The 25,791-nt window shown below is 61.6% G+C and carries 25 protein-coding genes and 1 pseudogene; 10 read left to right on the forward strand and 16 right to left on the reverse strand.

The genetic code is table 11. From position 1 onward, the window contains the following. Positions 1 to 132: 132 nt before the first annotated feature. The 3 genes from rpsO (at position 133) to CIT31_RS00095 (ending at position 4,063) form a co-directional block, all read left to right on the forward strand. Complete coding sequence (gene rpsO, locus CIT31_RS00085) at positions 133 to 402, forward strand: 30S ribosomal protein S15 (RefSeq protein WP_006337962.1); 270 nt, start codon at positions 133 to 135, stop codon at positions 400 to 402. A gap of 407 nt (positions 403 to 809) precedes the next feature. Beyond that, complete coding sequence (pnp, locus tag CIT31_RS00090; protein ID WP_095517017.1) at positions 810 to 2,957, forward strand: polyribonucleotide nucleotidyltransferase; 2,148 nt, start codon at positions 810 to 812, stop codon at positions 2,955 to 2,957. A 92-nt stretch (positions 2,958 to 3,049) separates the two neighbouring features. Further along, positions 3,050 to 4,063 (forward strand): class I SAM-dependent methyltransferase, encoded by a 1,014-nt coding sequence (locus CIT31_RS00095; protein ID WP_095517018.1) that lies wholly within the window; start codon positions 3,050 to 3,052, stop codon positions 4,061 to 4,063. A gap of 104 nt (positions 4,064 to 4,167) precedes the next feature. Here the strand turns inward: CIT31_RS00095 and fabI are convergent, their stop codons facing one another. From fabI to fabA, 3 genes are all read right to left on the reverse strand, one after another. Further along, positions 4,168 to 4,980, reverse strand: coding sequence for an enoyl-ACP reductase FabI (gene fabI, locus CIT31_RS00100; RefSeq protein ID WP_095517019.1), 813 nt, complete (start codon positions 4,978 to 4,980; stop codon positions 4,168 to 4,170). Positions 4,981 to 4,992: 12 nt separating this feature from the next. After that, positions 4,993 to 6,213 (reverse strand): beta-ketoacyl-ACP synthase I, encoded by a 1,221-nt coding sequence (gene fabB / locus CIT31_RS00105; RefSeq protein WP_095517157.1) that lies wholly within the window; start codon positions 6,211 to 6,213, stop codon positions 4,993 to 4,995. Positions 6,214 to 6,331: 118 nt separating this feature from the next. Beyond that, complete coding sequence (fabA, locus tag CIT31_RS00110) at positions 6,332 to 6,850, reverse strand: 3-hydroxyacyl-[acyl-carrier-protein] dehydratase FabA (RefSeq protein WP_023802127.1); 519 nt, start codon at positions 6,848 to 6,850, stop codon at positions 6,332 to 6,334. 241 nt (positions 6,851 to 7,091) lie between these two features. On the opposite strand from fabA, the gene irrA reads away from it, so the two are divergent. Next, entirely contained in the window at positions 7,092 to 7,523 is a 432-nt protein-coding gene (gene irrA / locus CIT31_RS00115; protein ID WP_029356934.1) for an iron response transcriptional regulator IrrA, read from the forward strand. 63 nt (positions 7,524 to 7,586) lie between these two features. Here irrA and CIT31_RS00120 read toward each other — a convergent pair whose 3' ends face one another. Further along, the gene (locus tag CIT31_RS00120; protein WP_029356932.1) at positions 7,587 to 8,144 is read right to left on the reverse strand and encodes an SH3 domain-containing protein; all 558 of its coding nucleotides are present in this window, start codon (positions 8,142 to 8,144) and stop codon (positions 7,587 to 7,589) included. A 158-nt stretch (positions 8,145 to 8,302) separates the two neighbouring features. Between CIT31_RS00120 and CIT31_RS00125 the strand changes: the two genes are divergently transcribed. Next, positions 8,303 to 9,304, forward strand: coding sequence for a 2-hydroxyacid dehydrogenase (locus CIT31_RS00125; protein WP_029356930.1), 1,002 nt, complete (start codon positions 8,303 to 8,305; stop codon positions 9,302 to 9,304). Between the two features lie 54 nt (positions 9,305 to 9,358). Here CIT31_RS00125 and CIT31_RS00130 read toward each other — a convergent pair whose 3' ends face one another. The 9 genes from CIT31_RS00130 to CIT31_RS00170 form a co-directional block, all read right to left on the reverse strand. After that, on the reverse strand, positions 9,359 to 9,841 hold the full coding sequence (locus CIT31_RS00130; RefSeq protein WP_095517020.1) for a GNAT family N-acetyltransferase: 483 nt from the start codon (positions 9,839 to 9,841) through the stop codon (positions 9,359 to 9,361). A gap of 3 nt (positions 9,842 to 9,844) precedes the next feature. Continuing rightward, positions 9,845 to 10,600: a molybdopterin-synthase adenylyltransferase MoeB gene (locus CIT31_RS00135; protein WP_095517158.1), complete on the reverse strand. Its 756-nt coding sequence runs from the start codon at positions 10,598 to 10,600 to the stop codon at positions 9,845 to 9,847. A 120-nt stretch (positions 10,601 to 10,720) separates the two neighbouring features. Continuing rightward, complete coding sequence (gene recF / locus CIT31_RS00140; protein ID WP_065005877.1) at positions 10,721 to 11,887, reverse strand: DNA replication/repair protein RecF; 1,167 nt, start codon at positions 11,885 to 11,887, stop codon at positions 10,721 to 10,723. 25 nt (positions 11,888 to 11,912) lie between these two features. Beyond that, complete coding sequence (dnaN, locus tag CIT31_RS00145; protein ID WP_065005876.1) at positions 11,913 to 13,031, reverse strand: DNA polymerase III subunit beta; 1,119 nt, start codon at positions 13,029 to 13,031, stop codon at positions 11,913 to 11,915. Positions 13,032 to 13,318: 287 nt separating this feature from the next. Beyond that, the gene (dnaA, locus tag CIT31_RS00150; RefSeq protein WP_245316063.1) at positions 13,319 to 14,791 is read right to left on the reverse strand and encodes a chromosomal replication initiator protein DnaA; all 1,473 of its coding nucleotides are present in this window, start codon (positions 14,789 to 14,791) and stop codon (positions 13,319 to 13,321) included. A 917-nt stretch (positions 14,792 to 15,708) separates the two neighbouring features. Continuing rightward, complete coding sequence (gene rpsT, locus CIT31_RS00155; protein WP_029356919.1) at positions 15,709 to 15,975, reverse strand: 30S ribosomal protein S20; 267 nt, start codon at positions 15,973 to 15,975, stop codon at positions 15,709 to 15,711. A gap of 181 nt (positions 15,976 to 16,156) precedes the next feature. After that, positions 16,157 to 16,930: an enoyl-CoA hydratase gene (locus tag CIT31_RS00160; RefSeq protein WP_095517021.1), complete on the reverse strand. Its 774-nt coding sequence runs from the start codon at positions 16,928 to 16,930 to the stop codon at positions 16,157 to 16,159. An 84-nt stretch (positions 16,931 to 17,014) separates the two neighbouring features. Beyond that, positions 17,015 to 17,923, reverse strand: a complete 909-nt coding sequence (gene mutM, locus CIT31_RS00165; RefSeq protein WP_095517022.1) for a bifunctional DNA-formamidopyrimidine glycosylase/DNA-(apurinic or apyrimidinic site) lyase — start codon at positions 17,921 to 17,923, stop codon at positions 17,015 to 17,017. Further along, positions 17,916 to 19,154: a phosphopentomutase gene (locus tag CIT31_RS00170; RefSeq protein WP_095517023.1), complete on the reverse strand. Its 1,239-nt coding sequence runs from the start codon at positions 19,152 to 19,154 to the stop codon at positions 17,916 to 17,918. Before CIT31_RS00170 ends, mutM begins: the two co-directional genes overlap by 8 nt. Positions 19,155 to 19,302: 148 nt before the next feature. Between CIT31_RS00170 and CIT31_RS35970 the strand changes: the two are divergent. Then, positions 19,303 to 20,265: pseudogene (locus tag CIT31_RS35970) on the forward strand (phosphate/phosphite/phosphonate ABC transporter substrate-binding protein). Here CIT31_RS35970 and CIT31_RS00180 read toward each other — a convergent pair. The 3 genes from CIT31_RS00180 to CIT31_RS00190 form a co-directional block, all read right to left on the reverse strand. Beyond that, a complete protein-coding gene (locus CIT31_RS00180; protein ID WP_065005872.1) occupies positions 20,222 to 20,842 on the reverse strand; it encodes a TadE/TadG family type IV pilus assembly protein in 621 nt (206 codons plus the stop codon). The pseudogene CIT31_RS35970 and the gene CIT31_RS00180 overlap by 44 nt on opposite strands. A gap of 37 nt (positions 20,843 to 20,879) precedes the next feature. Beyond that, on the reverse strand, positions 20,880 to 21,437 hold the full coding sequence (locus CIT31_RS00185; protein ID WP_095517024.1) for a TadE/TadG family type IV pilus assembly protein: 558 nt from the start codon (positions 21,435 to 21,437) through the stop codon (positions 20,880 to 20,882). Positions 21,438 to 21,590: 153 nt separating this feature from the next. Then, positions 21,591 to 22,013, reverse strand: coding sequence for a pilus assembly protein N-terminal domain-containing protein (locus tag CIT31_RS00190; RefSeq protein WP_095517025.1), 423 nt, complete (start codon positions 22,011 to 22,013; stop codon positions 21,591 to 21,593). A gap of 351 nt (positions 22,014 to 22,364) precedes the next feature. Between CIT31_RS00190 and CIT31_RS00195 the strand changes: the two genes are divergently transcribed. From CIT31_RS00195 to CIT31_RS00210, 4 genes are all read left to right on the forward strand, one after another. Beyond that, a complete protein-coding gene (locus tag CIT31_RS00195; RefSeq protein WP_029356905.1) occupies positions 22,365 to 22,538 on the forward strand; it encodes a Flp family type IVb pilin in 174 nt (57 codons plus the stop codon). 164 nt (positions 22,539 to 22,702) lie between these two features. Further along, a complete protein-coding gene (locus CIT31_RS00200; protein ID WP_095517026.1) occupies positions 22,703 to 23,221 on the forward strand; it encodes an A24 family peptidase in 519 nt (172 codons plus the stop codon). A 221-nt stretch (positions 23,222 to 23,442) separates the two neighbouring features. After that, positions 23,443 to 24,255 carry a Flp pilus assembly protein CpaB gene (gene cpaB / locus CIT31_RS00205; RefSeq protein ID WP_095517159.1) on the forward strand — a complete coding sequence of 271 codons (813 nt, stop codon included), beginning with the start codon at positions 23,443 to 23,445 and terminating at the stop codon, positions 24,253 to 24,255. Next, complete coding sequence (locus CIT31_RS00210) at positions 24,252 to 25,784, forward strand: type II and III secretion system protein family protein (protein WP_095517027.1); 1,533 nt, start codon at positions 24,252 to 24,254, stop codon at positions 25,782 to 25,784. The genes cpaB and CIT31_RS00210 overlap by 4 nt, the downstream gene beginning before the upstream one ends. The last annotated feature ends 7 nt before the right edge of the window (positions 25,785 to 25,791 follow it).

Here is a 25,791-nt window from a genome sequence, read left to right on the forward strand (position 1 = left end):
CTGGTGTTTTTGCCTGAATTGCACTATATGCGCCGCAGCATCGTGCAATGACACCTTGCTTGTACCGGCCCCTGCTGGACGACATCCCGGCCGAGGGCGTCCCGTTTCCTCAAACAGATAAGGAAAAACACGATGTCGATTACTGCCGAGCGCAAGAAGGAATTGATGGGTGAATTCGCAACCGCCAAGGGCGATACCGGGTCTCCGGAAGTTCAGGTGGCCATCCTTTCTGAGCGCATCAAGAACCTGACCGACCATTTCAAGGACCACAAGAAGGATAACCATTCCCGCCGTGGTCTGCTCGCTCTCGTCTCCCAGCGCCGCAGCCTGCTTGATTATCTCAAGCGCAAGGATGACGCGCGCTATCAGACGCTGATCGAGAAGCTCGGTCTGCGCCGTTGACCAATTGGCCGGCGGGTTCTTTCGAGAGCCCGCCGGTCGCGCATTGGAGCAGTCCATTGCTCTAATGAAGAAAGTAGAGCGCCGCGCATCGATTTGGACGCGCAAATAGGACGCTCTGAAACTTTGAATTTGTGCAAGGCATTTTCCGAGAGCCGCGGTTTTCGGGGCCACGCGCAAGGTCGGTCGAATCGACTGGCCAGACCCGGTTTCGAGATAGCACAGGGCCATTCGAAACCGCCCATGGACGGTCATGGGGCAGGATTGCAGGACGCTCGCCCGGCAGCCGCGCCGGATTTACCCGAGCTTCCCGTTGTCTTGCCCGTGGCTGCCCGAGAAACGAAGCCAAGGGAAAGGGGCACTCGCGCACGTGAAACGGCGCGGCCCTTTCCGCATATGAAGGACAAGACATGTTCAATCACCACAAAGTGGAAATCGAATGGGGCGGCCGTCCGCTCATCCTCGAAACCGGCAAGATTGCGCGCCAGGCTGACGGCGCGGTGCTCGCCACCTACGGCGAAACCAAGGTTCTCGCCACCGTTGTTTCGATGAAGGAGCCGAAGCCCGGCCTCGATTTCTTCCCGCTGACCGTCAACTACCAGGAAAAGACCTACGCCGCCGGCAAGATCCCGGGCGGCTATTTCAAGCGCGAAGGCCGCCCGAGCGAAAAGGAAACGCTGGTCTCCCGTCTCATCGACCGTCCGATCCGGCCGCTCTTCGCTGACGGTTACAAGAACGACACGCAGATCGTTGTCACCGTCGTCCAGCATGATCTCGAAAACGATCCGGATATCCTGTCGATCGTCGCCACCTCGGCGGCCTTGACGCTGTCCGGCGTCCCCTTCATGGGCCCGATCGGCGGCGCCCGCGTCGGCTACATCAACGGCGAATACGTGCTCAATCCGCATGTCGACGAGATGCAGGAATCAAAGCTTGACCTGATCGTTGCCGGCACCTCTGACGCCGTGCTGATGGTCGAGTCCGAAGCCAAGGAGCTCGGCGAGGATCTGATGCTCGGCGCCGTCATGTTCGGCCATCGCGGCTTCCAGCCGGTGATCGACGCAATCATCAAGCTGGCCGAGGTCGCCGCCAAGGACCCGCGCGATTTCACCGCGCCAGACTATTCGGCGCTTGAAGCCGAGATGCTGAAGATCGTCGAAGGCGAGCTTCGCGACGCCTACAAGATCACCGACAAACAGAAGCGCTATGCCGCCGTGGACGCCGTGAAGGCGAAGGTCAAGGCTGCGTTCGCACCCGCAGAAGGCGAAGAAGCAAAATACACGTCCGAGCAAATCGGCACCGTGTTCAAGGAGCTCCAGGCCAAGGTTGTGCGCTGGAACATCCTCGACACCGGTTCGCGCATCGACGGCCGCGATCTGAAGACGGTCCGCAAGATCGTCTCCGAAGTCGGCGTCCTGCCGCGTACCCATGGCTCGGCGCTGTTCACCCGCGGCGAGACCCAGGCGCTGGTCGTCGCCACGCTCGGCACCGGCGAAGACGAGCAGTACGTCGATTCGCTGACCGGCATGTATAAGGAGAAGTTCCTCCTTCACTACAACTTCCCTCCCTATTCGGTCGGCGAAACCGGTCGCATGGGTTCGCCCGGCCGCCGCGAAATCGGCCACGGCAAGCTGGCTTGGCGCGCGATCCGCCCGATGCTGCCGACATCAGACCAGTTCCCCTACACGCTGCGCGTCGTCTCGGAGATCACCGAGTCCAACGGTTCGTCGTCGATGGCCACCGTCTGTGGCACCTCGCTGGCGCTGATGGATGCCGGCGTGCCGCTGGCCAAGCCGGTCGCCGGCATTGCCATGGGTCTGATCAAGGAAGGCGAGCGCTTCGCGGTGCTCTCCGACATTCTCGGCGACGAGGATCATCTCGGCGACATGGACTTCAAGGTTGCCGGCACCGCCAACGGCATCACCTCGCTGCAGATGGACATCAAGATCGAAGGCATCACCGAGGAGATCATGAAGATCGCGCTGGACCAGGCCAAGGACGGCCGCCAGCATATCCTCGGCGAAATGGGCCATGCGCTCTCCGGCGCGCGTTCCGAACTCGGCGAATTCGCGCCGCGCATCGAGGTCATGCACATCCCGACCGACAAGATCCGCGACGTGATCGGCTCGGGCGGCAAGGTCATCCGCGAGATCGTCGAAAAGACCGGCGCCAAGATCAACATCGAGGACGACGGCACGGTCAAGATCGCTTCGTCCAATGCCAAGGAGATCGAGGCGGCCAAGAAGTGGATCCACACCATCGTCGCCGAGCCGGAAGTCGGCGAGATCTACGAGGGCACGGTCGTCAAGACCGCCGACTTCGGCGCTTTCGTCAACTTCTTCGGTCCGCGTGACGGCCTCGTCCACATCTCGCAGCTCGCCAATGACCGCGTCGCCAAGACTTCTGACGTCGTCAAGGAAGGCGACAAGGTCTGGGTCAAGCTGATGGGCTTCGACGAGCGCGGCAAGGTCCGCCTGTCGATGAAGGTCGTCGACCAGGCCACCGGCAAGGAAATCGCCCGCGACAAGAAGGCCGAAGGCGAAGAAGACGCCGCCTGAGCGATCTGACGGTACAATCGAAGCGGGCGCGCCGACAGGTCGCGCCCGTTTTCATTTTCACGACAAGCCCAGCTGCATTTCGAGGTCGAAAAATGTCCGCCGAGCCGCTGAAGACACTGTTCCATCCGTTCGAGGCCGAGGCTGTCTCCCTGCCGCGTAAGGGCGAGCGTGTCCTCTTTCTGGGCGCCGAACCGGGTTTCCGCCTGCCCGAAGGCTTCGATGCAGCACTGCATCTTGTGCAAGGCTTCCGCCCGCATTTTCGCGCGCTGCAGGGGGCGGGCTTCGCGGTAATGCCGCGCCTGGAAGGCGACGGTTTCGACGCGGCATTGGTGCTTGCCGGCCGTCATCGCGGGCAAAACGAATTGCGCATCGCTGAGGCGATCGAGCGTGTCAGGCCGGGCGGATCGATTGTCGTCGCCGGCGCCAAGGACGATGGCATTGCCAGCCTGCGCAAGCGCATCGACGAACTTGTGCCGCTCGATGGCCATTTGCCGAAGCATCACGGCATCGCCTTCTGGTTCCGTCGACCGGCCAACGCCGCGGTAGCGGCAGCGCTTTGCGCCGCCAATCCGACCCTTCTGGTCGAGGGCCGTTTCCGCACCGCGCCAGGCATGTTCTCTTTCGACAAGATCGATGCAGGTTCTAGATTGCTGGTGGACAATCTGCCCGGCGACCTGCGTGGCAACATTGCCGATTTCTGCGCCGGCTGGGGCTATGTGGCGGCCGAGGTCGCCGCCCGCTCACCTGGCATTTCGGCGCTCGATCTCTACGACGCCGAGTTCGATGCGCTGGAGGCGGCGAAAGGCAATATCGGCAATACAGCGGCGGAACCAAATTTCTTCTGGATCGATCTTTTGTGCGAGCCGGTAGAGCGGCGCTATGACGCCATCGCCATGAACCCGCCCTTCCATCGCAGCCGGGCAGCCGAGCCGGAAATCGGCGCCGGCATGATCCGCGCCGCGGCAAAGGCGCTGAAGCCGGGTGGGCGGCTGTTCATGGTGGCGAACCGTCAGCTTCCCTACGAGCCGGTGCTGGCGGCCGCCTTCTCCAGCCATGCCGAGATCGCCCGCGATGGCCTGTTCAAGGTTCTCGCGGCGCGCCGCTGAACGCGGAGTTCAGTGCAGATCGGCAGGCGCCGTTCGCGAATCTATGGCCGCGCTCTTCGACCAGTCTGCTTGCCGGCAAGGCCGCCGCATTTTTACGGGCCGAATTAATCTCGTACGTTGTCGGTCTGCTTCAACTCGTCGAGCGTCGGCATCGAGACGATGTGGTAGCCGGAATCGACATAGTGGATTTCGCCGGTGACGCCCGACGACAGGTCGGACAGGAGATAGAGGGCGGAGCCACCGACTTCGTCGATGGTCACTGTACGGCGCAGCGGCGAGTTGCGCTGCTGGTAGGAAAACATATGACGTGCGTCGGAAATCCCGGCGCCGGCCAGCGTCCGCACCGGTCCCGCCGATATGCCGTTCACCCTGATGCCGCGTGGGCCGTAGTCGTTGGCAAGATAGCGGACGCTTGCTTCCAGCCCGGCCTTGGCCACGCCCATAACGTTGTAGTTCGGCATGACGCGGACGGAACCCGCATAGGTCAGCGTGATCATCGAGCCGCTGTCCTTCATCAGCCTGGCGGCATGACGGGCGACCTCGGTGAAGGAGTAGCAGGAGATGACCATGGTGCGGATGAAATTGTCGCGGCTGGTGTCGGCGTAGAGGCCCTTCAGCTCGTTCTTGTCGGAAAAGCCGATGGCATGAACGACGAAGTCCAGCCCGCCCCAGGCCTTGTCCAAGGTCTCGAAGGTAGCGGCAACCGATGCGCTGTCCTCGACATCGCAAGGGACGACCAGCGACGCGCCGATCTTGTCGGCGAGCGGCTTGACCCGGCGCCCGAAGGCTTCGCCCTGATAGGTGAAGGCGAGTTCCGCCCCATGTTCGGACAGTTTCCGGGCGATGCCCCAGGCGATCGAATGGTCGTTGGCCACACCCATGACAAGCCCGCGCTTGCCCTTCATCAATCCGTCCATGGTCGGCAATCCTTATGCGGAATAGCGCTGGAAAATCAGCGTTGCGTTGGTGCCGCCGAAACCGAACGAATTGGACAAAACGGTGTCGATCCTGGCATCGTCGATGCGTTCCAGCACGATCGGCATGCCTTCGAATTCCGGATCAAGCTGCTCGATATGGGCGCTCTCGCCGATGAAGCCGCCTTGCATCATCAGGATCGAGTAGATCGATTCCTGCACGCCGGCCGCACCCAGCGAATGGCCGGTCAGTGATTTCGTCGAGGTGATGAAAGGCATCTTTTCGCCGAACACCTCGCGGATCGCGCCCATTTCCCTGGAGTCGCCGACCGGCGTTGAGGTGCCGTGCGTGTTGATGTAGTCGACCGGCGAAGAGACAGTCGCCAGCGCCTGCCGCATGCAGCGCACCGCACCCTCGCCCGAGGGCGCCACCATATCGTAGCCGTCGGAGGTCGCGCCATAGCCGACGACCTCGGCGTAGATCTTGGCGCCGCGCGCCTTGGCGTGCTCGAGCTCTTCCAGGACCAGCACGCCGGCGCCGCCGGCAATGACGAAGCCGTCGCGATCGACGTCATAGGCGCGCGAGGCGGCCGATGCCCGGTCGTTGAACTTGGAGGACATGGCGCCCATCGCGTCGAACAGATCCGACATCGTCCAGTCGAGATCCTCATGGCCGCCGGCGAAGACCATGTCCTGCTTGCCCCACTGGATAAGTTCGTAGCCATTGCCGATGCAATGCGCCGATGTCGAACAGGCCGAAGAGATCGAATAATTGACGCCGTGGATCTTGAACCAGGTGGCGAGTGTCGCCGAAGCGGTCGACGACATCGCCTTCGGCACGGCGAACGGGCCGATGCGCTTGGGGCTGCCGTTCTTGAGCGTGGTTTCGGCGGCCTCGACGATGGTTCGGGTCGATGGTCCGCCCGATCCCATAACAATGCCGGTGCGCTCATTGGTGATGTCGTTCTCGCCAAGTCCAGCGTCCACGATAGCCTGGTCCATGGCGACATGGTTCCAAGCCGCACCTTGCGACAGGAAGCGCATGGCGCGACGATCGATCAGCGCAGAGGGGTCGAGCGTCGGCGCCCCCCAGACCTGGCAGCGGAAGCCGTGTTCGGCGAAGGAATTGGAGAAGCTGATGCCGGATCTGGCATCGTGGAGCGAGGCCTGCACCTCGTTGGCATTGTTGCCGATCGACGACACGATGCCGAGGCCTGTAACTACGACCCGTCTCATTCGCAACTCCTTCCAGCGCATGAGCCCGAAACCTGTCGGACAAGGATCATGCGCAAATTAAAGTTCTGCAGCTTCCTTTTGCGCGTCCCAGGGACTCGCGGCGCTGTGGAGGCGCCGGTCAGGCGGCGGCCGATTGCTTGGACAGACCCACCTTGAGATCCGTTGCTGCGTATATGGGTTCGCCATCCGCCTTCAGCCAGCCATCGGCGATACCAAGCACCAACCGCCCGCGCATGACGCGCTTGAAGTCCACGCCATATTCCACCTTCTTGACCGACGGCGTCACCATGCCTTTGAATTTCACCTCGCCGGTCGAGAGCGCCATCCCCTTGCCCGGCTCACCGAGCCAGCCGAGGTAGAATCCCGTCAATTGCCACATGGCGTCGAGGCCTAGGCATCCCGGCATGATCGGATTGCCGATGAAATGGCAGGCGAAAAACCACAGGTCCGGCTTGATGTCGAATTCCGCGCGAATGAAGCCCTTGTCGAAGGCACCGCCCGTCTCGCTGATTTCGGTGATGCGGTCGAACATCAGCATCGGCGGATAGGGGAGCTGGGCGTTTCCAGGTCCGAACAGCTCGCCGCGGGCGCAGGCAAGCAGTTCTTCGTAATCATAGCTGGATTTCGAAACCGCCATCAATCTCGTCCCCGTAATCGTCCGGGCGGTAGCGCGCCCTTGTCGTTGGTTTCCTAACACAATCTATTTCAGGCCGGAAACCGGCGTTTGCGCTTAACCTGCCCGTCTGCCTGGGTCAATGCGCGCTATTGATCGTATTCGGCCGACAGAATATATGTCGGGGGTGTCCAGTTTCGGTCGATGTTCGTTTTTTGCCATTCTGGGCATGTCTTGAGGCGAAACTGTGAGCTTGGACGGATAGATGGATCTGGGCTGCCGAAAGGAAAATGTCGCTGTGGACAAGCGGGTTCGCGAAGCTGGCCTGAGGCCGACGCGTCAGCGCATTGCGCTGGCCGATCTGCTTTTCGCCAAGGGCGACCGCCATCTGTCGGCTGAGGAACTGCACGAGGAGGCGATCGCCGCCGGAGTGCCGGTGTCGCTCGCCACCGTTTACAACGCCCTTCATCAATTCACCCAGGCGGGCCTTCTGCGCATCCTGGCCGTCGAGGGGTCGAAGACCTACTTCGACACCAACACCTCCGATCATCACCATTTCTACATTGAAGGTGAAAACAGGATCTTCGATATCGCCAGCGGTCCTGTCACGGTTTCCAACCTGCCGGAGCCGCCGGAAGGCATGGAGATCGCCAATGTCGACATCGTGGTGAGACTGCGCCCCAAACGCCGCGACTGATTGGCGCTTCATGAGGCCGTGAGATACCGTCTCGGCCGGGATCCCCGAACCGCCAAGAAGAGGTTAGTTCTTGACCCGTTCGCCCGGATAGGCGCCCCAGACAAGCGACTGGGCGAGCCAGCCGGTGTGGCCGTTGAAGGTCATCTCGCACCACTGGCCGTCACATGACTTGATCGTGCCCATGGCGCCCGGCTCGATGATCGCGACGATGCTGGCATCCTTTTCCGGGTCATCGAGAAGGTTGACTCGGGCATCTTTGCCCCGCTGCCAGGGTGCTACGATCGCCGTGCGGCGGCCTGAAAGCAGCGACTGGTTGATCCAGCCTTCCGAGCCGTCGGCATCGCGCACACGACGCCAGGTGTCGAATTCCTGGATGATCTCCATCGGCAGGCCGGGCTTCATATACATCCAGTCGACGGAATAGTTGACGCCTGGTCCGACGCGGGAGTTGACGCGGCCCGCTTTCAGGCTGACGAAACGCGGCAGCGGCAGGCCGCTCGGCCCGAGCGTTGCGCTCTGGGCGGGTGCTGCTGCATTCTGTGCCGCCACATGAGGGGAATAAAGGAGAGCGCCGAGAAATGCTGCGCTGAGGGCCAGGCGGAGCGACGCGAAACCAGACACTTTCATTCCTTTCGGCGCCGGCTCATCGGCCTTTGCGCCCCTTTTTCTTTGTCTTCGGCGGAACCTCTTGTTACATGGAGAACTGGCACCGCGACCGGCCTGCAGTTTCGCCTGTCTTGGTTAAAGAGGTCTCAACGAGGTCGGGTTTCGAGGAAACAATGGTAGGCAGAAAAAGGCCCCTCGTCGTCATCACGCGCAAGCTGCCCGACCCGGTCGAGACCCGTATGCGTGAGCTGTTCGACGCCCGGCTGAATGTCGAAGACAGGCCGATGACGCAGCCGGAACTGGTCGCGGCGGTCAAGGAAGCCGACGTGCTGGTGCCGACCATAACCGATCATATCGACGCAGCGCTGATCGCTCAGGCTGGCGACAACCTCAAGCTGATCGCCAATTTCGGCAACGGCGTCGACAAGATCGATGTGGCGGCAGCAGCGAAGAAGGGCATTTCCGTCACCAATACGCCGAACGTGTTGACCGAGGATACGGCCGACATGACCATGGCGCTAATGCTGGCGGTGCCGCGGCGGCTGGCGGAAGGCGCCAATGTGCTGACCGGCGACAAGAAATGGGCCGGCTGGTCGCCGACCTGGATGCTCGGCCGACGTATCTGGGGCAAACGCCTCGGCATTGTAGGCATGGGCCGCATCGGCACCGCCGTGGCCCGGCGGGCCAAGGCCTTTGGCCTGTCGATCCACTATCACAACCGCCATCGCGTGCTGCCGGCGGTCGAGGATGAGCTGGAGGCGACCTACTGGGAAAGCCTTGACCAGATGCTTGCCCGCATGGACATCATATCGGTCAATTGTCCGTCGACGCCGGCAACCTTCCATCTGCTCTCAGCGCGGCGGCTGGCGCTCCTGCAGCCGTCCGCTTACATCGTCAACACAGCGCGCGGCGACATCATCGACGAGGACTCTCTGGTCAAGCTGATCCAGGACGGCAAGATCGCCGGCGCCGGCCTCGATGTCTACGAGCATGAGCCGGCGCTGAACAGCAAATTGCTGAAGCTCGCCGCCAAGGGCAAGGTCGTGCTGTTGCCGCATATGGGGTCGGCGACACTCGAAGGCCGCATCGACATGGGCGAAAAGGTGATCATCAACATCCGCGCCTTCTTCGATGGCCACCGGCCGCCAGATCGCGTACTGCCGCTGCGGACGTGACCGGCCACGATCGCGGCTCGTGCGACCGTCCGTTCATCTGAGGTTAGCAAAGGCTTACGAAATCACTTTGCGCATGGTGATCGAGGTCGGACGGTCGTAGCCCTTGTGCGCCGTCCTTTCCGTTTCGCGAAAGCCGAGGCGGGCAAAGGCGGCGTGATTTCCGGTCAGTTCGATCCGCGTCTGCAGCTCGATCGCAGGCTTGCCCCGGTTGCGGGCGAGATCCTCGACCGCTTGCATCAACTGCCTGCCAATGCCTTGTCCCTGAAAGCCCGGTTCAACCGCGAGCTTTCCGACATAGAAATCATTGGCCCGCTCCAGAACAAAAACGCAGCCGACGACCCTGCCGTCCTTCAGCGCCGCAAAGCCCGTCTCTTGCCGGGCCTTGTCCCGGAGATTTTCGACCGTGAGCCGATGTGCCGAGGATGGCGGATCGATGACGCCGTCCATCGAGGCGAAGGCGCGCATGATCAGCGCCAGCACCTCGTCCCAACGGTCGAAATCGGCCGGAAGCTGCTCGGCGGAAACCAGGCTGCCCAAGATCTAGTTTCTCTTGTAGCGGATCGTGTCGAAGCGCGCGGTCAATGCATCGTAAAGCAGCAGGCGGCCGACCAGCGGCTCGCCGATGCCGGCGATCAGCTTGATCGTCTCCATCGCCTGCAGCGTCCCGATGACGCCGGTCAGCACGCCGAGTACGCCGGCGACGGCACAGGACGGTACCAGGCCCGCCGGCGGTGGATCCGGAAAAAGATCGCGATAATTTGGATTTGGGTTGCCGTCCGTGCCGGTCTCGAACGGTTTCAGCACGGTCACCGAGCCGTCGAAGCGGCCGACGGCGGCATGGACCAGCGGCCGCTTTCCCGCGGCGCAGGCGTCGGCCACCGCATAACGTGTTTCGAAATTGTCGGAGCCGTCGACGACGATGTCATAGCGGGCGACGAGGTCAGGGGCGTTGTCCGCCGTCAGCCTGAGATTGTGCAGTTCCACGGCGACGTTGGGATTGATGCGGGCGATCGCCGTTTTGGCACTGTCGGTTTTCGCCATGCCGACAGCATCGGTGCCGTAGATCACCTGTCTTTGCAGGTTCGACAGTGAGACGCTGTCGTCGTCGACGATGCCGAGTGTGCCGACGCCGGCTGCGGCCAGATATTCGAGCACCGGCGCTCCGAGCCCGCCGGCGCCGATGACCAGGACCCGCGCCCGCTTCAGTCGCTGCTGGCCGGCGCCGCCGATTTCGGGCAGCACGATGTGGCGGGCGTAGCGTTCGAGTTCTTCGTCGGTTAGCGTGGTGGTGATCATCGCCGGACCATATAGCGGAAGAAAAACCTTGTCAGGCGTCAATTCACGTCACCCACAAAGCCTGCCCTCGGGCTTGGCCAGAGGGTGCGCAGCAGTCTTGGGATAACGATATCCAAGAAGTCAAATGGTTGGGCTAACCATGCCATGATCGACGGTCAGGAACTGCGCGCGTCCCTTGAGACTGGAAAACAGCGCCGCATCGGTTCCGGTCATGAAAGCCTGGCAGTTCAGCTCTTCGAGGATCGAGAACAGCGCGGCACGCCGGCCGCCGTCGAGATGGGCGGCGATCTCGTCGAGCAGCAAGATCGGCGTCATGCCCGACATCTCGCCCGTCAGCCGAGCATGCGACAGGACCATGCCGACCAGCAGCGCCTTCTGCTCGCCGGTCGAACACAGTTCGGCTGGCATCGCCTTGGGCCGGTGCCGCACTACGAGATCCGAACGGTGCGGGCCGTCGAGCGTGCGCCCGGCGGCGCGGTCGCGATCGCGGCCTTCGGCAAGCGCTTGGCGAAACCGCTCCTCGACATCGACAGCCGCGGTGGTGCCGACTTCGCTTTCCAACGTGCCCGACAGGCCGATGTCGGCTTGCGGAAACGGGCCGGCGCTTGGCAGCCTGTCGATCATGGCGGCGAGCAGGCGCACCAGTTCGGCACGCGCCGCGGCAATCGCTACACCGGTTTCGGCCATTTGCGTCTCGATCGCATCGAACCAGGCTCCGTCACGCGAGCCTTCGGCGAACAGCCGATTGCGGCCGCGCATCGCTTTTTCGTAGTCTAGCGCGCGCTGGCCGTGGCCCGGATCGATCGCCAGCACCTGCCGGTCGAGAAAGCGCCGGCGGTCTGCGGCCGGCCCGGTGAACAATGCATCCATCGCCGGTGTCAGCCAGACGACGCGCAGCCATTCCAGCATGTCCTCCGCCGAGCGCGCTGCCGCGCCATTGATCCGCACCCGCCGGCCGCCCTCGCCAGCGGCATCGCCGCCTGCAATGCCGGTGCCGATCTCGATCGGTCCGTCCGGCCCATCGAGCCGGACATGGATGGCAAAGCCGCCGTCCCCGCCTTCACGCGCCACGTCGGCATAAGGTGCACGGCGCAGGCCGCGACCCGGCGTCAGCAGGGAAATCGCTTCCAGCAGGTTGGTTTTGCCGGCGCCATTGTCACCGGAAAAAACCACGGCGCCGGGGTCCAGGTCGATCGACAGTGTTGCGTAATTGCGGAAGTTCGTAAGTGACAGCTTACTTATATGAGTCTGCTGGTCGCGCTCAGACTGCTTCGCAACTCCGGTCATGACAACAAGATGGCCTCGTTCGGGCCTATACCCGCATCGGCATCAGCACGTAGAGCGTGGTTTCGTCGGCCATGTCGTGGATCAGCGTCGGCGAACCGGCGTCCGCCAGCATGAATTTTGCCTCAGTGCCGGTCAACTGGGCAGCGACGTCGAGCAGATATTTGGCGTTAAAGCCGATTTCGATCGCGTCGGACGAATAGTCCGCGGCCAGTTCTTCTGTGGCGCTACCCGAATCCGGATTGTTGACCGCAAGCGTGACCTGGCCTTCTCCAATCGAAAGCTTCACTGCCCGGCCGCGTTCCGACGAAATGGTCGAGACGCGGTCGACGGCGGCGGCGAAACTCTGGCGGTCGATGATCAGCTTCTTGTCGTTGCCGGTCGGGATGACCCGCTGATAATCCGGGAAGGTGCCGTCGATCAGCTTCGAGGTCAAAACGACACTGCCGATGGTGAAACGGATCTTGGTGTCGGACAATTCGGTGGTCACGGCGACGTCCGGGTCATCGACAAGCTTTTGCAGCTCGCTGACCGTCTTGCGCGGAATGATGATGCCCGGCATCCCTTCGGATCCTGCCGGCGCGTCGATCTCGGCGCGCGCCAGCCGGTGGCCGTCGGTCGCTACCGAGCGCAGCTTCAGCTTGCCGTCGGCGTCATGCGTGTGCAGGTAGATGCCGTTCAGGTAGTAACGCGTCTCTTCGGTGGAGATGGCAAATTGGGTCTTCTCGATCAGGCCCTTGAGCGCGACCGAATCGAGCCGGAAGATATGCGAGAACGATCCGGCCGAAAGCGCCGGGAAATCGGATTGCGGCAGACATTGGAGACGGAAGCTCGAGCGGCCCGACGTCACCGTCATGGCGTTGCCGTCCTCGTCGGTCTTCAGCATGACCTCCGCGCCGTCGGCGAGCTTGCGCACGATGTCGTAGAGCAGATGCGCCGGAACCGTCGTCGCCCCGCCGCGCTCCACCTTGGCGGGCGTGGCTTCGGTCACCTCCAGATCGAGGTCGGTTGCCTTCATTTCGAGGGTGGCGCCTTCGGCGCTCAGCAGCACGTTCGACAGGATCGGTATGGTATTGCGCCGCTCGACCACGCGATGAACATGGTTGAGCGACTTCAGGAGATTTGACCGTTCCAGGATAACACGCATGACGAAACAGGCTCGCTTGAACGAATGAGCGGGTCTCCGGCAAGCGGCAACCCGCGAAAGGTCTGAACAGGCTCAGAAACTGACAGGAAAAAACCCGTAAACGCAAGCCCGCGCTACCGGTTCGGACCGGTTACTCGGGCTTTCTGGGGATAAAACTGGCGAAGTCCGCAAGCCAATGCTTGTCGCCCAAAAGTGCGCAGCGGTTTTGGGGCAACGACATGCATAAAAACAAAGATTTCAAGCGCGTCGCAGCCATCCAAATGCGACGCGCTTTGTTTTCGGGCCGGTTAGGCCTGATCGTTGATCAGTCTTCTCAGCAACTCGAGCTCCTGCGCCAGCGTGTTGTCGACGCCTGAAAGATCCTCGATCTTGCGCACGGCATGCAGCACCGTCGTGTGGTCGCGGCCACCGAAACGCCGTCCGATCTCCGGCAAGGAGCGCGGTGTCATCACCTTGGACAGGTACATGGCGACCTGCCGCGGCTTGACGATCGTACGCGTGCGCCGGTTGGACAGAAGTTCTGTCTTCGACACATTGTAGTGGCGCGCGACGATGCGCTGGATGTCCTCGATTCGCACCCGCTTCGGCTCGCCCGAACGATAGATGTGGCCGAGGATCTCGTCGATGCGGTCGATGGTGATCTGCGGTTCGAACGACTGGCGAAACAGAAGCTGGTTGAACGCACCTTCGAGTTCGCGCCCGCTGCCGGTCACCGTGCGAGCGACATGGTTGAGGATCTCGTCCGAGATGTCGAGCGACGCATCATCGGCCTTGGCGGTGGCAAGGCGCAGCTTGAGCATGCCGATCCGCATGGCGAAATCCGGCGCCGACATTTCGAGCGCGACGCCGCCGTTGAGGCGGGAGCGGACGCGAGGCTCCAGCGATTCCAGTTCCGACGGCGGCCGGTCGGCCGCGACCACCACCTGCTTGGCGCTGTCGAGCAGCATGTTGATCAGATGGCAGAATTCATGCTGGATCGACTTGCCTTGCAGGAACTGCATGTCGTCGATGATGAGAAGATCGATGTCGCGCAGCTGTTCCTTCAGCGTCAGCGCGTTGTTGTCGCGGATCGCGGTGGCAAACCGCCACATGAAATATTCGGCGGTGAGATAGACGACACGCGACTTCGGATTCTGCTTCAGCGATTCCGCCGCGATCGCCTGCAGCAGGTGAGTCTTGCCCAGCCCCACCGTCGCGTGAAGAAACAGCGGATTGAAGCGCACCGCGCTCGACTGCGATTCCGCCACCGCTTTGGCGGCGGCGAAAGCCACCCGGTTTGACGGTCCCTCGATGAAGGAGCCGAACGTGTAGCGCGGGTCTAGCGGCGAACCGAGCACATTGTGCCGGAACTCGGTCTCTGCAGGCGTTCCCGGGCGAGGTGCCGGTACCCGCTCCAGCCTGCCGGGGCTTGCTGTTCCCGCGGCCAGCGCCGTTTGCGCTTGCCTGGTCATCTTGCGCGCCGGGGCCACTTCGGGCTCGACGCCGTTGCGCCCCGGGCGGGTAGCGGTGCGCACGACGATCTCGATCTTGAGGATTTCAGGATCCTCGTGTTTCCACAGCTCGGCGATGAGGTCGAGATAGTGGCCGTTGATCCACGAGCGCAGGAAGGCGGTGGGAACCGAGATGCGGACAATGCCCCGGGACGCCTCGGCGACCTTCATGCGTCCGAACCAGCTCGAATAGACTTCGGTTCCAAGACGCGCCTTCAACTGGGCCTTCACCCGGTCGAACTTTTGTTCCGCGTCGATGGAAGCCGACATATCGTCCCCTTCGGTTAAGGTTCCAGGGAATGGGAGGTCGCCCGTAAGCTCCCTTTCGATGCCGCTCTGCATGATCGAGTTCCTTGTCCTTTTGTACCTTTTCCGCCGGGAATGCGCCTCCTGCATCCATGTTTCCGGCGTCCGTGTCCTCGCTGCGACACCATCGCCGCCGCCGGCAGATGATGTCGCCTCATTGTCAGGGAACCGGAGCCGCCTCATCAGAGCCAGCCCGCTTTGGTCATGTCAGGGCATACAACTCCCTCCGGCGAAAACGCCGGCGCGTTATTGATCTGCCATGTACAATTACGCCAATCCCCTACCGTATCGAAAAGACAAACCAAGCCCGTACGCGGAAATGATCCACGTCACGAATTCTGCCATTTTTTGCTGGCCGATTCAGGCTGGGTTAAGGGCCAACGGCCCGTCCCTCTCGATAGACCGACATTAACGAAATCGCTGTGGATAGGGCAAGGCCACGCCTAACGGATTTTTAAGGAATGTGGTTAGCGCAGACGGGTTCGGAGCCTGCGTTGCACTGGCATGTTTTGACAAAGCCATTGTGATTCAAACCCTTTTCCGGCGAATATGAAAAAGGCCGCATTGCGCGAAATTTTCTGAAATAATTTTCTTGACAGGCAAATGTTCCCCATCCCCCGCGCCCGATGTGAACAAGCTGTGGATGACCGTCAATAACTTATTGAAAAATATAGCTGACTTTTGACAGCCGATATCTTCGCCGTGAACGCTTTCAGCGGCTGCGCCTATCAGCAGGCATGTAGATGCCGGCAAAGCATTTCGAACATTGAAATCGTTGCGGAGTGTCCGTTTGCGAGATTTCTTTTTAAGTACTTGCCGGCAAACGAAAAAACCCGGCACGAGCGGCCGGGCTTGAAGAGGACAAGATCAGTAAAGGTATATTAGGCCGACAGCACCTTGAGTCGCTGCGCCAGGCGCGAGACCTTGCGGGACGCCGTATTCTTGTGCACCACGCCCTTGGTCGCGGCGCGCATCAATTCCGGTTCCGCCACCTTGAAAGCAGCCTGCGCGGCAGCCTTATCGCCCGAGGCGAGCGCCTCTTCGACCTGGCGGATGTAGGTCCGCACGCGCGAGCGGCGGTTCTTGTTGATCGCCGTGCGACGGGCGATCTTGCGCGTTGCCTTTTTGGCCGAGGAGGTATTGGCCATGATGCCTCTCTTCTGATCTGGTGGGCGCATGCGGGATGCCGCAGGGCGCAAAAACAAACGGGCAGCCACAGGGCCGCCTCGGTTGGTGCGGCTTATAGTTCAGCTTTTCCGGCGCGTCAACGCTGCTTCGCCTTCTTTTTGGCCGCTGCTGTCGCTCGCTTCTGGCCGCTGTCGTCACGATCTATCGGTTCGTGAAATTTGGCTTCCGCTTCTCGGCAAAGGCCGCCATGCCTTCCTTCTGGTCATCGAGCGCAAACAGCGAGTGAAACAGCCGGCGCTCGAACCGCAGCCCTTCGGCCAGTGTCGTTTCATAGGCGCGATTGACGGCCTCTTTCGCCATCATCACCGACGGTAGCGAAAAATCGGCTATCTTGGCCGCCGCCTTCAACGCCTCCTCGAGCAGCTCGACGGCGGGCACCACACGCGACACCAGACCGCAACGCTCGGCTTCCGCCGCATCCATCATCCGTCCAGTCAGGCACATGTCCATCGCCTTCGATTTGCCGACGAAGCGGGTGAGGCGCTGCGATCCGCCCATGCCCGGCATGACGCCGAGCGTGATCTCGGGCTGGCCGAACTTGGCGTTGTCGGCGGCGATGATGAAATCGCACATCATCGCCAGTTCGCAGCCGCCGCCGAGCGCATAGCCGGCCACCGCCGCGATAACAGGCTTGCGCGCCCGGGTGAACTCTTCCCAGCCGACAAAGAAGTCCTGCACATAAGCGTCGACAAAGGAGACCGCCTGCATTTCCTTGATGTCCGCACCTGCCGCGAAGGCTTTTTCGGAGCCGGTGATGACCATCGCGCCGATGTCGGCATTCGCGCAGAAGCCATTCACGGCCGCGACCACTTCCGCCAGGACCTGGGAGTTCAGCGCATTGAGCGCCTTCGGCCGGTTCAGCGTGATCAGCCCGACCTTGCCGCGGGTTTCCACGATGATCGTTTCATAGGCCATGACTGTATCTCCTCACTCGGTCATCTAACTTACATCTGGCGTCCAGCTCATACTCTGCATCTAGGACACACCCCGGCACCTAGCTCACAACTGACAGGTCCGGCAATAGAAGGTGGAACGCCCGCTTTGCACGATGCGCTCTATATGGCCGCCGCAGCCGTGCTTGGAGCAGGGTTCGCCCTCGCGATCGTAGACCGCGAACGAATGCTGGAAATAGCCCAGAGACCCGTCGGTCTGCATATAGTCGCGCAACGACGATCCGCCGGCGGTGATCGCGTCGGCGATCACCGCGCGGATGGCTTCGGCCAGGGCGTCGCGCTGCTGTTTGGCCTTCTTTCCAGGATTTGCGATGGTGCCCGCCTCGCGCAACGGCGACAGACCGGCGCGCCACAGGGCCTCCGACACATAGATATTGCCGAGCCCGGCGATCAGCCGCTGATCGAGAAGTGCTGCCTTCAGCGGCGACTTCCGGCCTTTCAGCAGCGAGGCGACCAACTCGCCGTCCAACGCATTGCCTGTCGGCTCGACGCCCAGCCCCGCGAGCATCGGATGCGTGTCGGGTGCCCCTTCGGAAAATAGCATGAAGCCGAAACGGCGCGGATCGTTGAAGGTCACGCGGGACCGGGCGCCTTCGGGAGAGACGATATGGAAGACGACATGGTCGTGTACCGCGCTTTTCGAGCGCTCGTGATAAAACGCGCCCAACATTTCGCTGCTATCGGGCATCTCGCTGTCATCGGACGTTTCGATGCGGAACGAACCCGACATGCCGAGATGGCAGATCAGCACCGGACCGCCTTTCAGATGCATCGTCAGGTATTTGGCCCGGCGGCCGAGCGCTGTAATTGTCTTGCCGGTCAGCCTCTCCAAGAATTTTTCGGGAAACGGAAAGCGCAGGTCGGGCCGGCGTGCCTCGACGCGGGCGATACGGGCGCCTTCCAGAACCGGCTGCAGGCCCCGCCGCACCGTTTCGACCTCAGGCAACTCAGGCATGGCCGCCTATCGATTCATAGAAGGAGGTGCCGTGACGGCCGCGTGCCAGACCAAGATGCTCGGCGACGGTTTCACCGATGTCGGCGAACGTCGTTCTGAGCCCAATGTCGCCGCCAAAACCTGGTCCCGTGCCGATCACCGGAATGCGTTCGCGTGTATGATCGGTGCCGTGCCAGGTCGGATCGTTGCCATGGTCTGCCGTGAGGATGAGAAGGTCGCCTTGCCTCAGCCGTGCAAGCGCCTCCGGCAGCCGCCGGTCGAAGGCCTCGAGCGCGGCGGCATAGCCGGCAACATCGCGCCGATGGCCGAACTCTGTGTCGAAATCGACGAAATTGGCGAAGACGAGATCGCCGTCGCCCGCGTCAGCCATCGCGCCGAGCGCCTTGTCGAACATCGCCATGTTGCCGGCGGCCTTGCGCACTTCCGAAATGCCGCGATGGGCGAAGATGTCGCCGATCTTGCCGACCGCGATGACCCGGCTGCCGCGCGCCGTCAACCGGTCGAGCAAGGTCGGTTCAGGCGGCGGGACCGAATAGTCCCGGCGGTTGTGCGTCCGTTCGAAGCTGGCGGCGGTTTCCCCAATGAAGGGCCGCGCGATCACCCGTCCGATGTTCAGCGGATCGACCAGCCTGCGCACCACCTTGCAGAATTCGTAGAGCCGTTCCAGGCCGAAGTGAACTTCATGCGCGGCGATCTGCAGGACGGAGTCGACCGACGTGTAGCAGATCGGCTTGCCGGTGCGGATATGCTCCTCCCCGAAACGCTCGATGATCTCGGTGCCCGGGGCATGGCGATTGCCGAGAATGCCCGGCACCTCTCCTTCGCGGATGATCGCTTCGGTCAGTTCGGCTGGAAAGGCGGGAACCGTGTCCGGGAAATAGCCCCAGTCGAAGCGAACCGGCAAGGCGGCGATTTCCCAATGGCCCGATGGCGTGTCCTTGCCGCTCGAAATCTCCTGCGCCGCGCCATGGAAGGCGGAGGCGAGATGGGCCTCGCCGCCGCTGTCGATGCTGAATCCTGTCGCGGTTTTCGCCGCGTGGCCCAGGCCGAGCGAGAGCATGTTGGGTACGAAAAGCGGTCCTTTGCGCAGCCCCTCGCGATCCGCCCGGCCTTCGGCGCAGGCTCTAGCGATGTGCCCAAACGTGTTGGAACCGGTGTCGCCATAGCGCTCAGCGTCGGCCGCGCCGCCGATGCCGAAGGAATCGAGAACAAAAAGGAAGGCGCGCGCCATTGCAGGGATTCATTATTATCGTTTGTCTGTCCGCCCAGACATAGGGGGCCGCGCCGCCATTGGCAATTCGGAAGCAGACGGCTTGGCGCGATAATTGAGATGTGTCGAAATGCGGGCATCGGCGTGGATCGACGAAAACCAGCAGGGACTGAGGCATGCCTTGAAGGCCTCCGCAGCCATCATGACGCTGCTGGGTGCAGCCTGGTCAAACCCGGTGCGCGCCGATTGGCGGGATGACATCGGCACGTTTCGTGTCGGCATCGTCGCCGAACCCGGCGCCGGCAACACCGTTCCGGGTCTGGCGCTGTTGACGGACGCCTACACCAAGGCGCTCGGCATGAACTACGCGGCGCTGATCGAGGCGCAAGCCAACGCCCACATCGAATATGCGGTCTATTCGGCGACCGCCTACGCCATCGCATCCGAACGCTGCGAATGCGCCGAGCCTCTTGTGGCGCCTGTCGATTCCGACGGCGTGATCGGCATCCGATCCGTCTTGCCGACGCGGGACGGCAAGGTCCCAGATCTGGCCGCGATGGAGGCACATCGGGTCGCCATGGTGCCTCCGGACAGTGTCGGCGGTTCTCTTGCCGCTTGCCGGGCTGGCCGCCGAACGCGTCAAGATCGGCGAGGATGCGCCATTTCTGACGCACGCCAATTCGGCTGCGGCGGCTGAAACGATGCTGGTCGATGGCGAGGCCGATGCCATCTTCGGCTGGATGCCGGCGGTGGCCGATGGCCAGCCGGATGTTGCGGGCGGCACGGTCGCCAGGCTGGAAATGGCAGGGCTTTCGAAAGGAGAGCACTTCAGGTCATGTGGACGTCCGGCCTGCTGCGGTATGGTCCCCATGCCGTCCGCAGCGATCTCGGTCCCGAAACCAAACGGCGGCTCACCGTGTTTCTCATCAATCTCAAATCGATGTCGCCGGATGTCTACGGTCTTCTGGAATCGAAACATTCCGGCGGCTTCGCCGTCGCTGGCCCGAAGGATTACGCGATGGCTGCATTGTGCGCCTGGTGTCAGGTAACGGCCGATAGCAATGGCGGCCGGAGTCGGGCGCGGTCGTTCAGCAGGTGCTGCAGGGAATCGTCGGGCTCCTGCGGGGCCTGAGATAATAGGTTTCGCCCATCGATATCGAGTCGAAAGCCGAACTCAATCCGAGCCGCTTCTCACTGTCCACCGACCAGGTGATGATAGGCTGGTATGCGAGATTACTTTCGACGCGAATGAGAAAAGTGCCCTTGATCTCGAGCGCCGGTGGAACCTTGGTGATGGAGTTTTTGGCGGTGGCGGCGCTGAAGGCGCTACCGACCATCTTGCGTGACCACACGACCATCACCTTCGGCGTCGTTTCGTCCGTGACCTGTATTGCGGTGATGATGATTTCCGGGGTCGATCGGTTGTACGGCCGAAGGGTGGAGTTGCCGATCTGCATGATCGCATCGAGATCGGCTGCCGTGATGGTCTGCTGCTGGGTAACGAGATCCGCCACCATGCTGCCGATGCGACTGACCTTTTTGCTGGTCTCGATGGCTTGTGAGGCTTCCATGGTCATGAAGTACATGATCAGCAGGACGGGCACGATGAAGGCAAACTCAACGGCCGCGACACCGCGGCGATCGGAGCAGAACCGGATGGTTTTCGTGCATATCCCAGCGATCCTCATATGTGCCCCCGCACGCCCCATGCCTCCGTCCTTTTCCCACCCACGCAACGGTGCGTTTTCAATTGTCGAACGGCTCGTTCTGCCAGGTCACCGATGCGAAATGCAGCGTGTTGCCGTCTTTCAGATTGGCCATCGACTTGGCCATGAAATCGGTCATGACAGGCCATTTGTAAAAAACCCGCAGCATGTTTATTGATTCAGCGAGGCCCGGGGACACCGTAAAAGCCGCGGGGTCCGTGCCGGTCAGCACGATTTCGCGGTCTTGGATCTTGAAGCCCGCCTGGGCCGCGGCGGCGAAGGTCGGATACTCGCGCAGGTCCACCTCCAATCCCGGGCAGTCCTTGGCGACCATGATTTCCAGCCGGCTGCAGATCATGGTCTTCAGCGTGGCCTCGGTCACATCGGCCTGCCTTACCTGGCCCGTCCGTAGCTGGCGCGCGACATCGTCGGTAATGTTGGCCATCACCTCTTGCCCGGCAAATGAAATGCAGCTCTCCAGTATGGCAAAGATGAGGAGCGCAAATGGCACGGCAAGCATCGCGAACTCCAAAGCCGTGCTGCCGCGCCGGTCGCCAAGGAAGCGCGCGGAAAAGCCTGCTAGTCCTGCTCTGATCATGTCCCGTGTCTGCCGATCCTGAAGGGGTGTCGGAGGGAATATTAGCGGAAACCCATTGAAGTGCGGTTTGGATGATCGTTAAAATTTGAGGGAGAGATTTTAACAGGCCGATAACCAAAGCGGCATTTCAGCGGGGTGAGAACAATCCGCTCGTTACCGGCCGGCGCTCATCTCAGCTTCCGAGGCCTTCTCCGCATCGCTTTTATACGAGCTTTCGCAATACGGCGTGCAGGACATGGTCTGTATTTCGGCACGCCGGTAGATGCGCACCGACGACGCGTCCTGTCGCACGACGGTGATCTGCTCGTCGACGATCGGACGGCCCTCTTGATCGAGGACGACGAGGTTGGTGACGCCGAAGCCTTTGCCCGTCAGCACGATCGTTGAAGCATCCTGCACGGAGGCGTCGGCGATCGCCGGATTGCCGACAACGATCGTATCGGCGGCGCGCGACAGTTTGACGATCTTGGCCTGGTTCATCGTGACCTCGATGCCGGCGCCAGCCTTGACCGGCACGACAAAGGCCGTGGCGGCAAGGAGCGCGGCAATCGGAAAGGACGATCTCGGCCCGGTCATTGAAGCGCTCCACGGCGGCAAACTGCTCAACGGAACATGAACGAGATTGGTGAACCAACGGTTAAGCGGAGGAGTGCCGTGATGATGTCGGGATCGGAATCGTGATTGCCGGGAGCGGGCCGCCTTTTCCCAAATCGCTAAATTGCGCCTTTCGCGGCCCTTGACGTGCCTGTCGGGCCATAGCGTCACTTAGTTTACGGTTAACCACGCAATGTCATCGAAGCCGGAAAGGAATCGGTAAGGCTGTTTATTAAGCCGATCGAAAGAGCTTCTTCGTAGATTGGCAGTATCCGATCAGCCGCCAAGAGAAGTTGACGGAACTGCTGTAACACGTGGAGTAGGAGCTCTCGAATGTCTAATCTCATTGCACGTTTTGTGAAGGACGAATCCGGCGCGACCGCTATCGAATACGGTCTGATCGCCGCTCTCATCGCGCTCGCCATCATGGTCGGCGCCGGCTCGCTGGGCAACGCGCTGAACGCGAAGTTCAACGGGATCGCCACTACGCTCAACACCGCCGGCTAATAGCGCTGGTCGTTTTTCGGATCAAGGGCCGCCTTATTGGCGGCCCTTGATCATTGTGTCAGGCGATTTTGAATGGGTCAGGGATTTTGAAATTTCGGCCTCCTCAATCGTTAATCGGATATATCTAGGCTGGGGCTAGGTACAGTGACCATAGGCCCGCGCAGATGCTTGAAGCCCTGATCTTCGTCGTCTTTCCGTTCTGCATGCTTTTCGCCGCGATCTCCGATATGCTGTCGATGACGATCGCCAATCGCGTGCCGGTGCTGCTTATGGCCGTTTTCGCCCTGGTCGCGCCGCTGACGGGAATGGACTGGGCAACCTATGGCTGGCATTTCGCCGCCGGTGGCCTGGTTCTCGCCGTGACCTTCGGTCTGTTCGCGCTCGGCGGCATGGGAGGCGGCGACGCCAAGCTGCTGGCCGCCACTGCCGTGTGGATGGGGCTCAACGTCCATCTCATCCAATATCTCGTGGTCTCGACATTTATCGGTGGCCTGCTGACGCTCGCAATCCTCGTCTATCGGAAATCGCCGCTTGCCGCCGTTACAAGCCATAATCCGTTTTTACGCCATTTCGCCGACGAGACATCAGGCGTTCCCTATGGCATCGCGCTTGGCATTGGCGGCCTGCTCACCTTTCCGAATTCGCCCTTGATGGCGTGGGCACTTGCAAGGCTGGCGGTCTGATTCTCGCCGCCAACATTTCTCGTCAGACCATGCCTACCATTCTTCGATTTGGCGTTGAAGCAGGCAGCTTGGCAGCCTTTTTTGCGGCCCGGAGCGATGCCTCAAATTTATGTAAACGTTAAATTAATCACGATCGTAAGTATTAAATTAACCTTGTTTTGACGATTGCCGCTGCAAGGTCCGGCTTGGCTACGTGGTTTGCCAAGGCGAGGTTCGGACAGATGCCAGCATCCCGACTGATCATTCTAGGCGTGGCGGTGGCCGCGGCGGGTGGCGCAGGATATGTTGCAAAAAACATGGTGGCGGCTCCGCCGCCTCAAATCGTCGATTCCGGCCCCACGGCGCCGGCAATCGCGCTGCAGGACGTGCTTGTCCTGTCAGGCGACGTTCCGATGGGCAGCCCGCTCGAGAACAACATCAGCTGGCAGTCCTGGCCGGCCGACGGCGTCAACGCAAATTTCATCACCCGCGCCGCGGAGCCCGATGCGCTTGAGAAGCTGAAAGGCGGCGTCGCCCGTGTCGCGATGTATGCCGGCGAGCCGCTGCGGCGGTCCAAGCTGATCGGCGAGGGGCAGAGCTTCATGTCGTCGATCCTGCCCTCCGGCATGCGGGCCGTCGCCACAGCCGTATCGGCCGACACTTCGGCCGGCGGCTTCATTCTTCCCAATGATTTCGTCGATGTCATCATGACCCGCAGAGCCGATGCCCCGGGCGGCGGCAGCGGTTTTACGACCGAAACCATCCTCAAGAACATTCGCGTCCTGGCAATCGACCAGACCATCCAGGAGGACGAGGAAGGCAAGAGGACCAGGGTCGGCCAGACCGCGACACTGGAACTGACATCGCAGCAGGCGGAAATCATCACCGTCGCTCAGCAAATGGCGGATCGCCTGACATTGGCGCTGCGGTCGATCAGCGACACCCAGGAGAAGAATCTGGGCGAGGCCGATTATCTCGTTTCCGGCAATGGGCGGCGCGGAACAGTACGATTGATCAAGTCAGGCGAAGTTTCCGAAGTGGGGGCAAGGCAATGAGGCTAAACGCTAGACTGCCGGTCGCCCTGGCTGCGGCTATCGGCCTGTTCCTCCTTGGGACGAATGCGCAAGGCCCCGTCGAGGCGAATGCGGCAGGCAGGAAGGCCGAGGTGTCGGCTACGACCGCCACCCAGCGCGTCAAGCTCGGCCTCAACAAATCGGTGGTCATCGACCTGCCGAGCGATGCCTATGATATTCTCGTCGCCAACCCGGCGGTCGCCGATGCGGTGACCCGCACCGCCAGGCGCATCTATCTGTTCGGAAAGGCGGTGGGCGACACCAACATCTTCGTCTTCGGCCCCAATGGCGAACAGATCGTCAGCCTGGATCTGGCAGTCGAACGCGACGTCGCCGGACTGGAAGACTATATCAGGCGCTTCATCCCATCATCGACCATCACTGTCGAATTGCTGAACGACAACGTCGTCCTGACCGGAACCGTGGACACTCCCCTGGATGCCAAGCGCGCGGTCGATCTGGCCACCATCTTCGTGTCCGGCGGTGAAGCGACCACGGGACAATATTCGCAGACCGCCTCCGGCGGCTCGGCCGAAGCCGGTGTCGACATCGACAATCCGGATTCCGAGCGTCGTGTCAGCAAGATCGTCAACCTCTTGCAGATCATCGGTGACGACCAGGTGACGCTAAAGGTGACGGTCGCGGAAGTCAGCCGCTCGGTGATGAAGCAGCTTGGCGTCAACCTGATCGGAAACGGCGACAGCAATGGCATCAGCTGGAGCGCATTGACCAGCCCCGCATACGGACTGGGAAAACCCCTGTCGCAATTTTCGGGACTTTCAATCGGCACCTCGGCGCTTCAAGCGTACATCAACGCCATGGAGCAAAGCGGTGTCATGAAGACGCTGGCCGAACCGACACTGACCGCGGTCTCGGGCGAGAAAGCGACGTTCAAAGTCGGCGGTGAATTCAATCTAATCACAAGCCGAACGAACAACGTTTCAAGCGACAATCAAACGGGCCAGGTTACTTACACTAACGAAAAGCTCGAATATGGAATTGGCCTCGAATTCCAGCCTGTCGTGCTCTCGGCCGGCCGCATCAGCCTTAAAGTGAGGACGTCGGTTTCGGAGCCTACGATGGAAGGCGCCACAGTGCTCGAAGCGGCCGGTGATTTGCCCGGCACCACTTTGCTGTCGATCCGCAAGCGGCTGGCCGACACCACCGTTGAACTGCCTTCCGGAGGTTCGATGATGATCGCAGGCTTGGTTCGGGACGACATCCGGCAGGCGGTCGCCGGGCTGCCCGGGCTGACCAAGATCCCAGTGCTTGGCACGCTGTTCCGGAGCCGGGACTTCGTCCGCAACGAGACTGAGCTCGTCATCATCATCACGCCCTACCTGGTGAAGCCGGTGACGCGCAACGCTCTTGCCAAGCCGGACGACAATTTCAACGCCGCCAGCGATGGCGCCGGCATGTTCCTTGGCCGTGTCAATCGCGTCTACGGCACCATGCAGACCGACAAGCCCAACGGCCGTTACCACGGCGTTGTCGGCTTCATCTACAAGTAAGCGGGGA

The organism is Mesorhizobium wenxiniae, from assembly GCF_002284535.1.
GTDB classification, from domain to species: domain Bacteria; phylum Pseudomonadota; class Alphaproteobacteria; order Rhizobiales; family Rhizobiaceae; genus Mesorhizobium; species Mesorhizobium wenxiniae.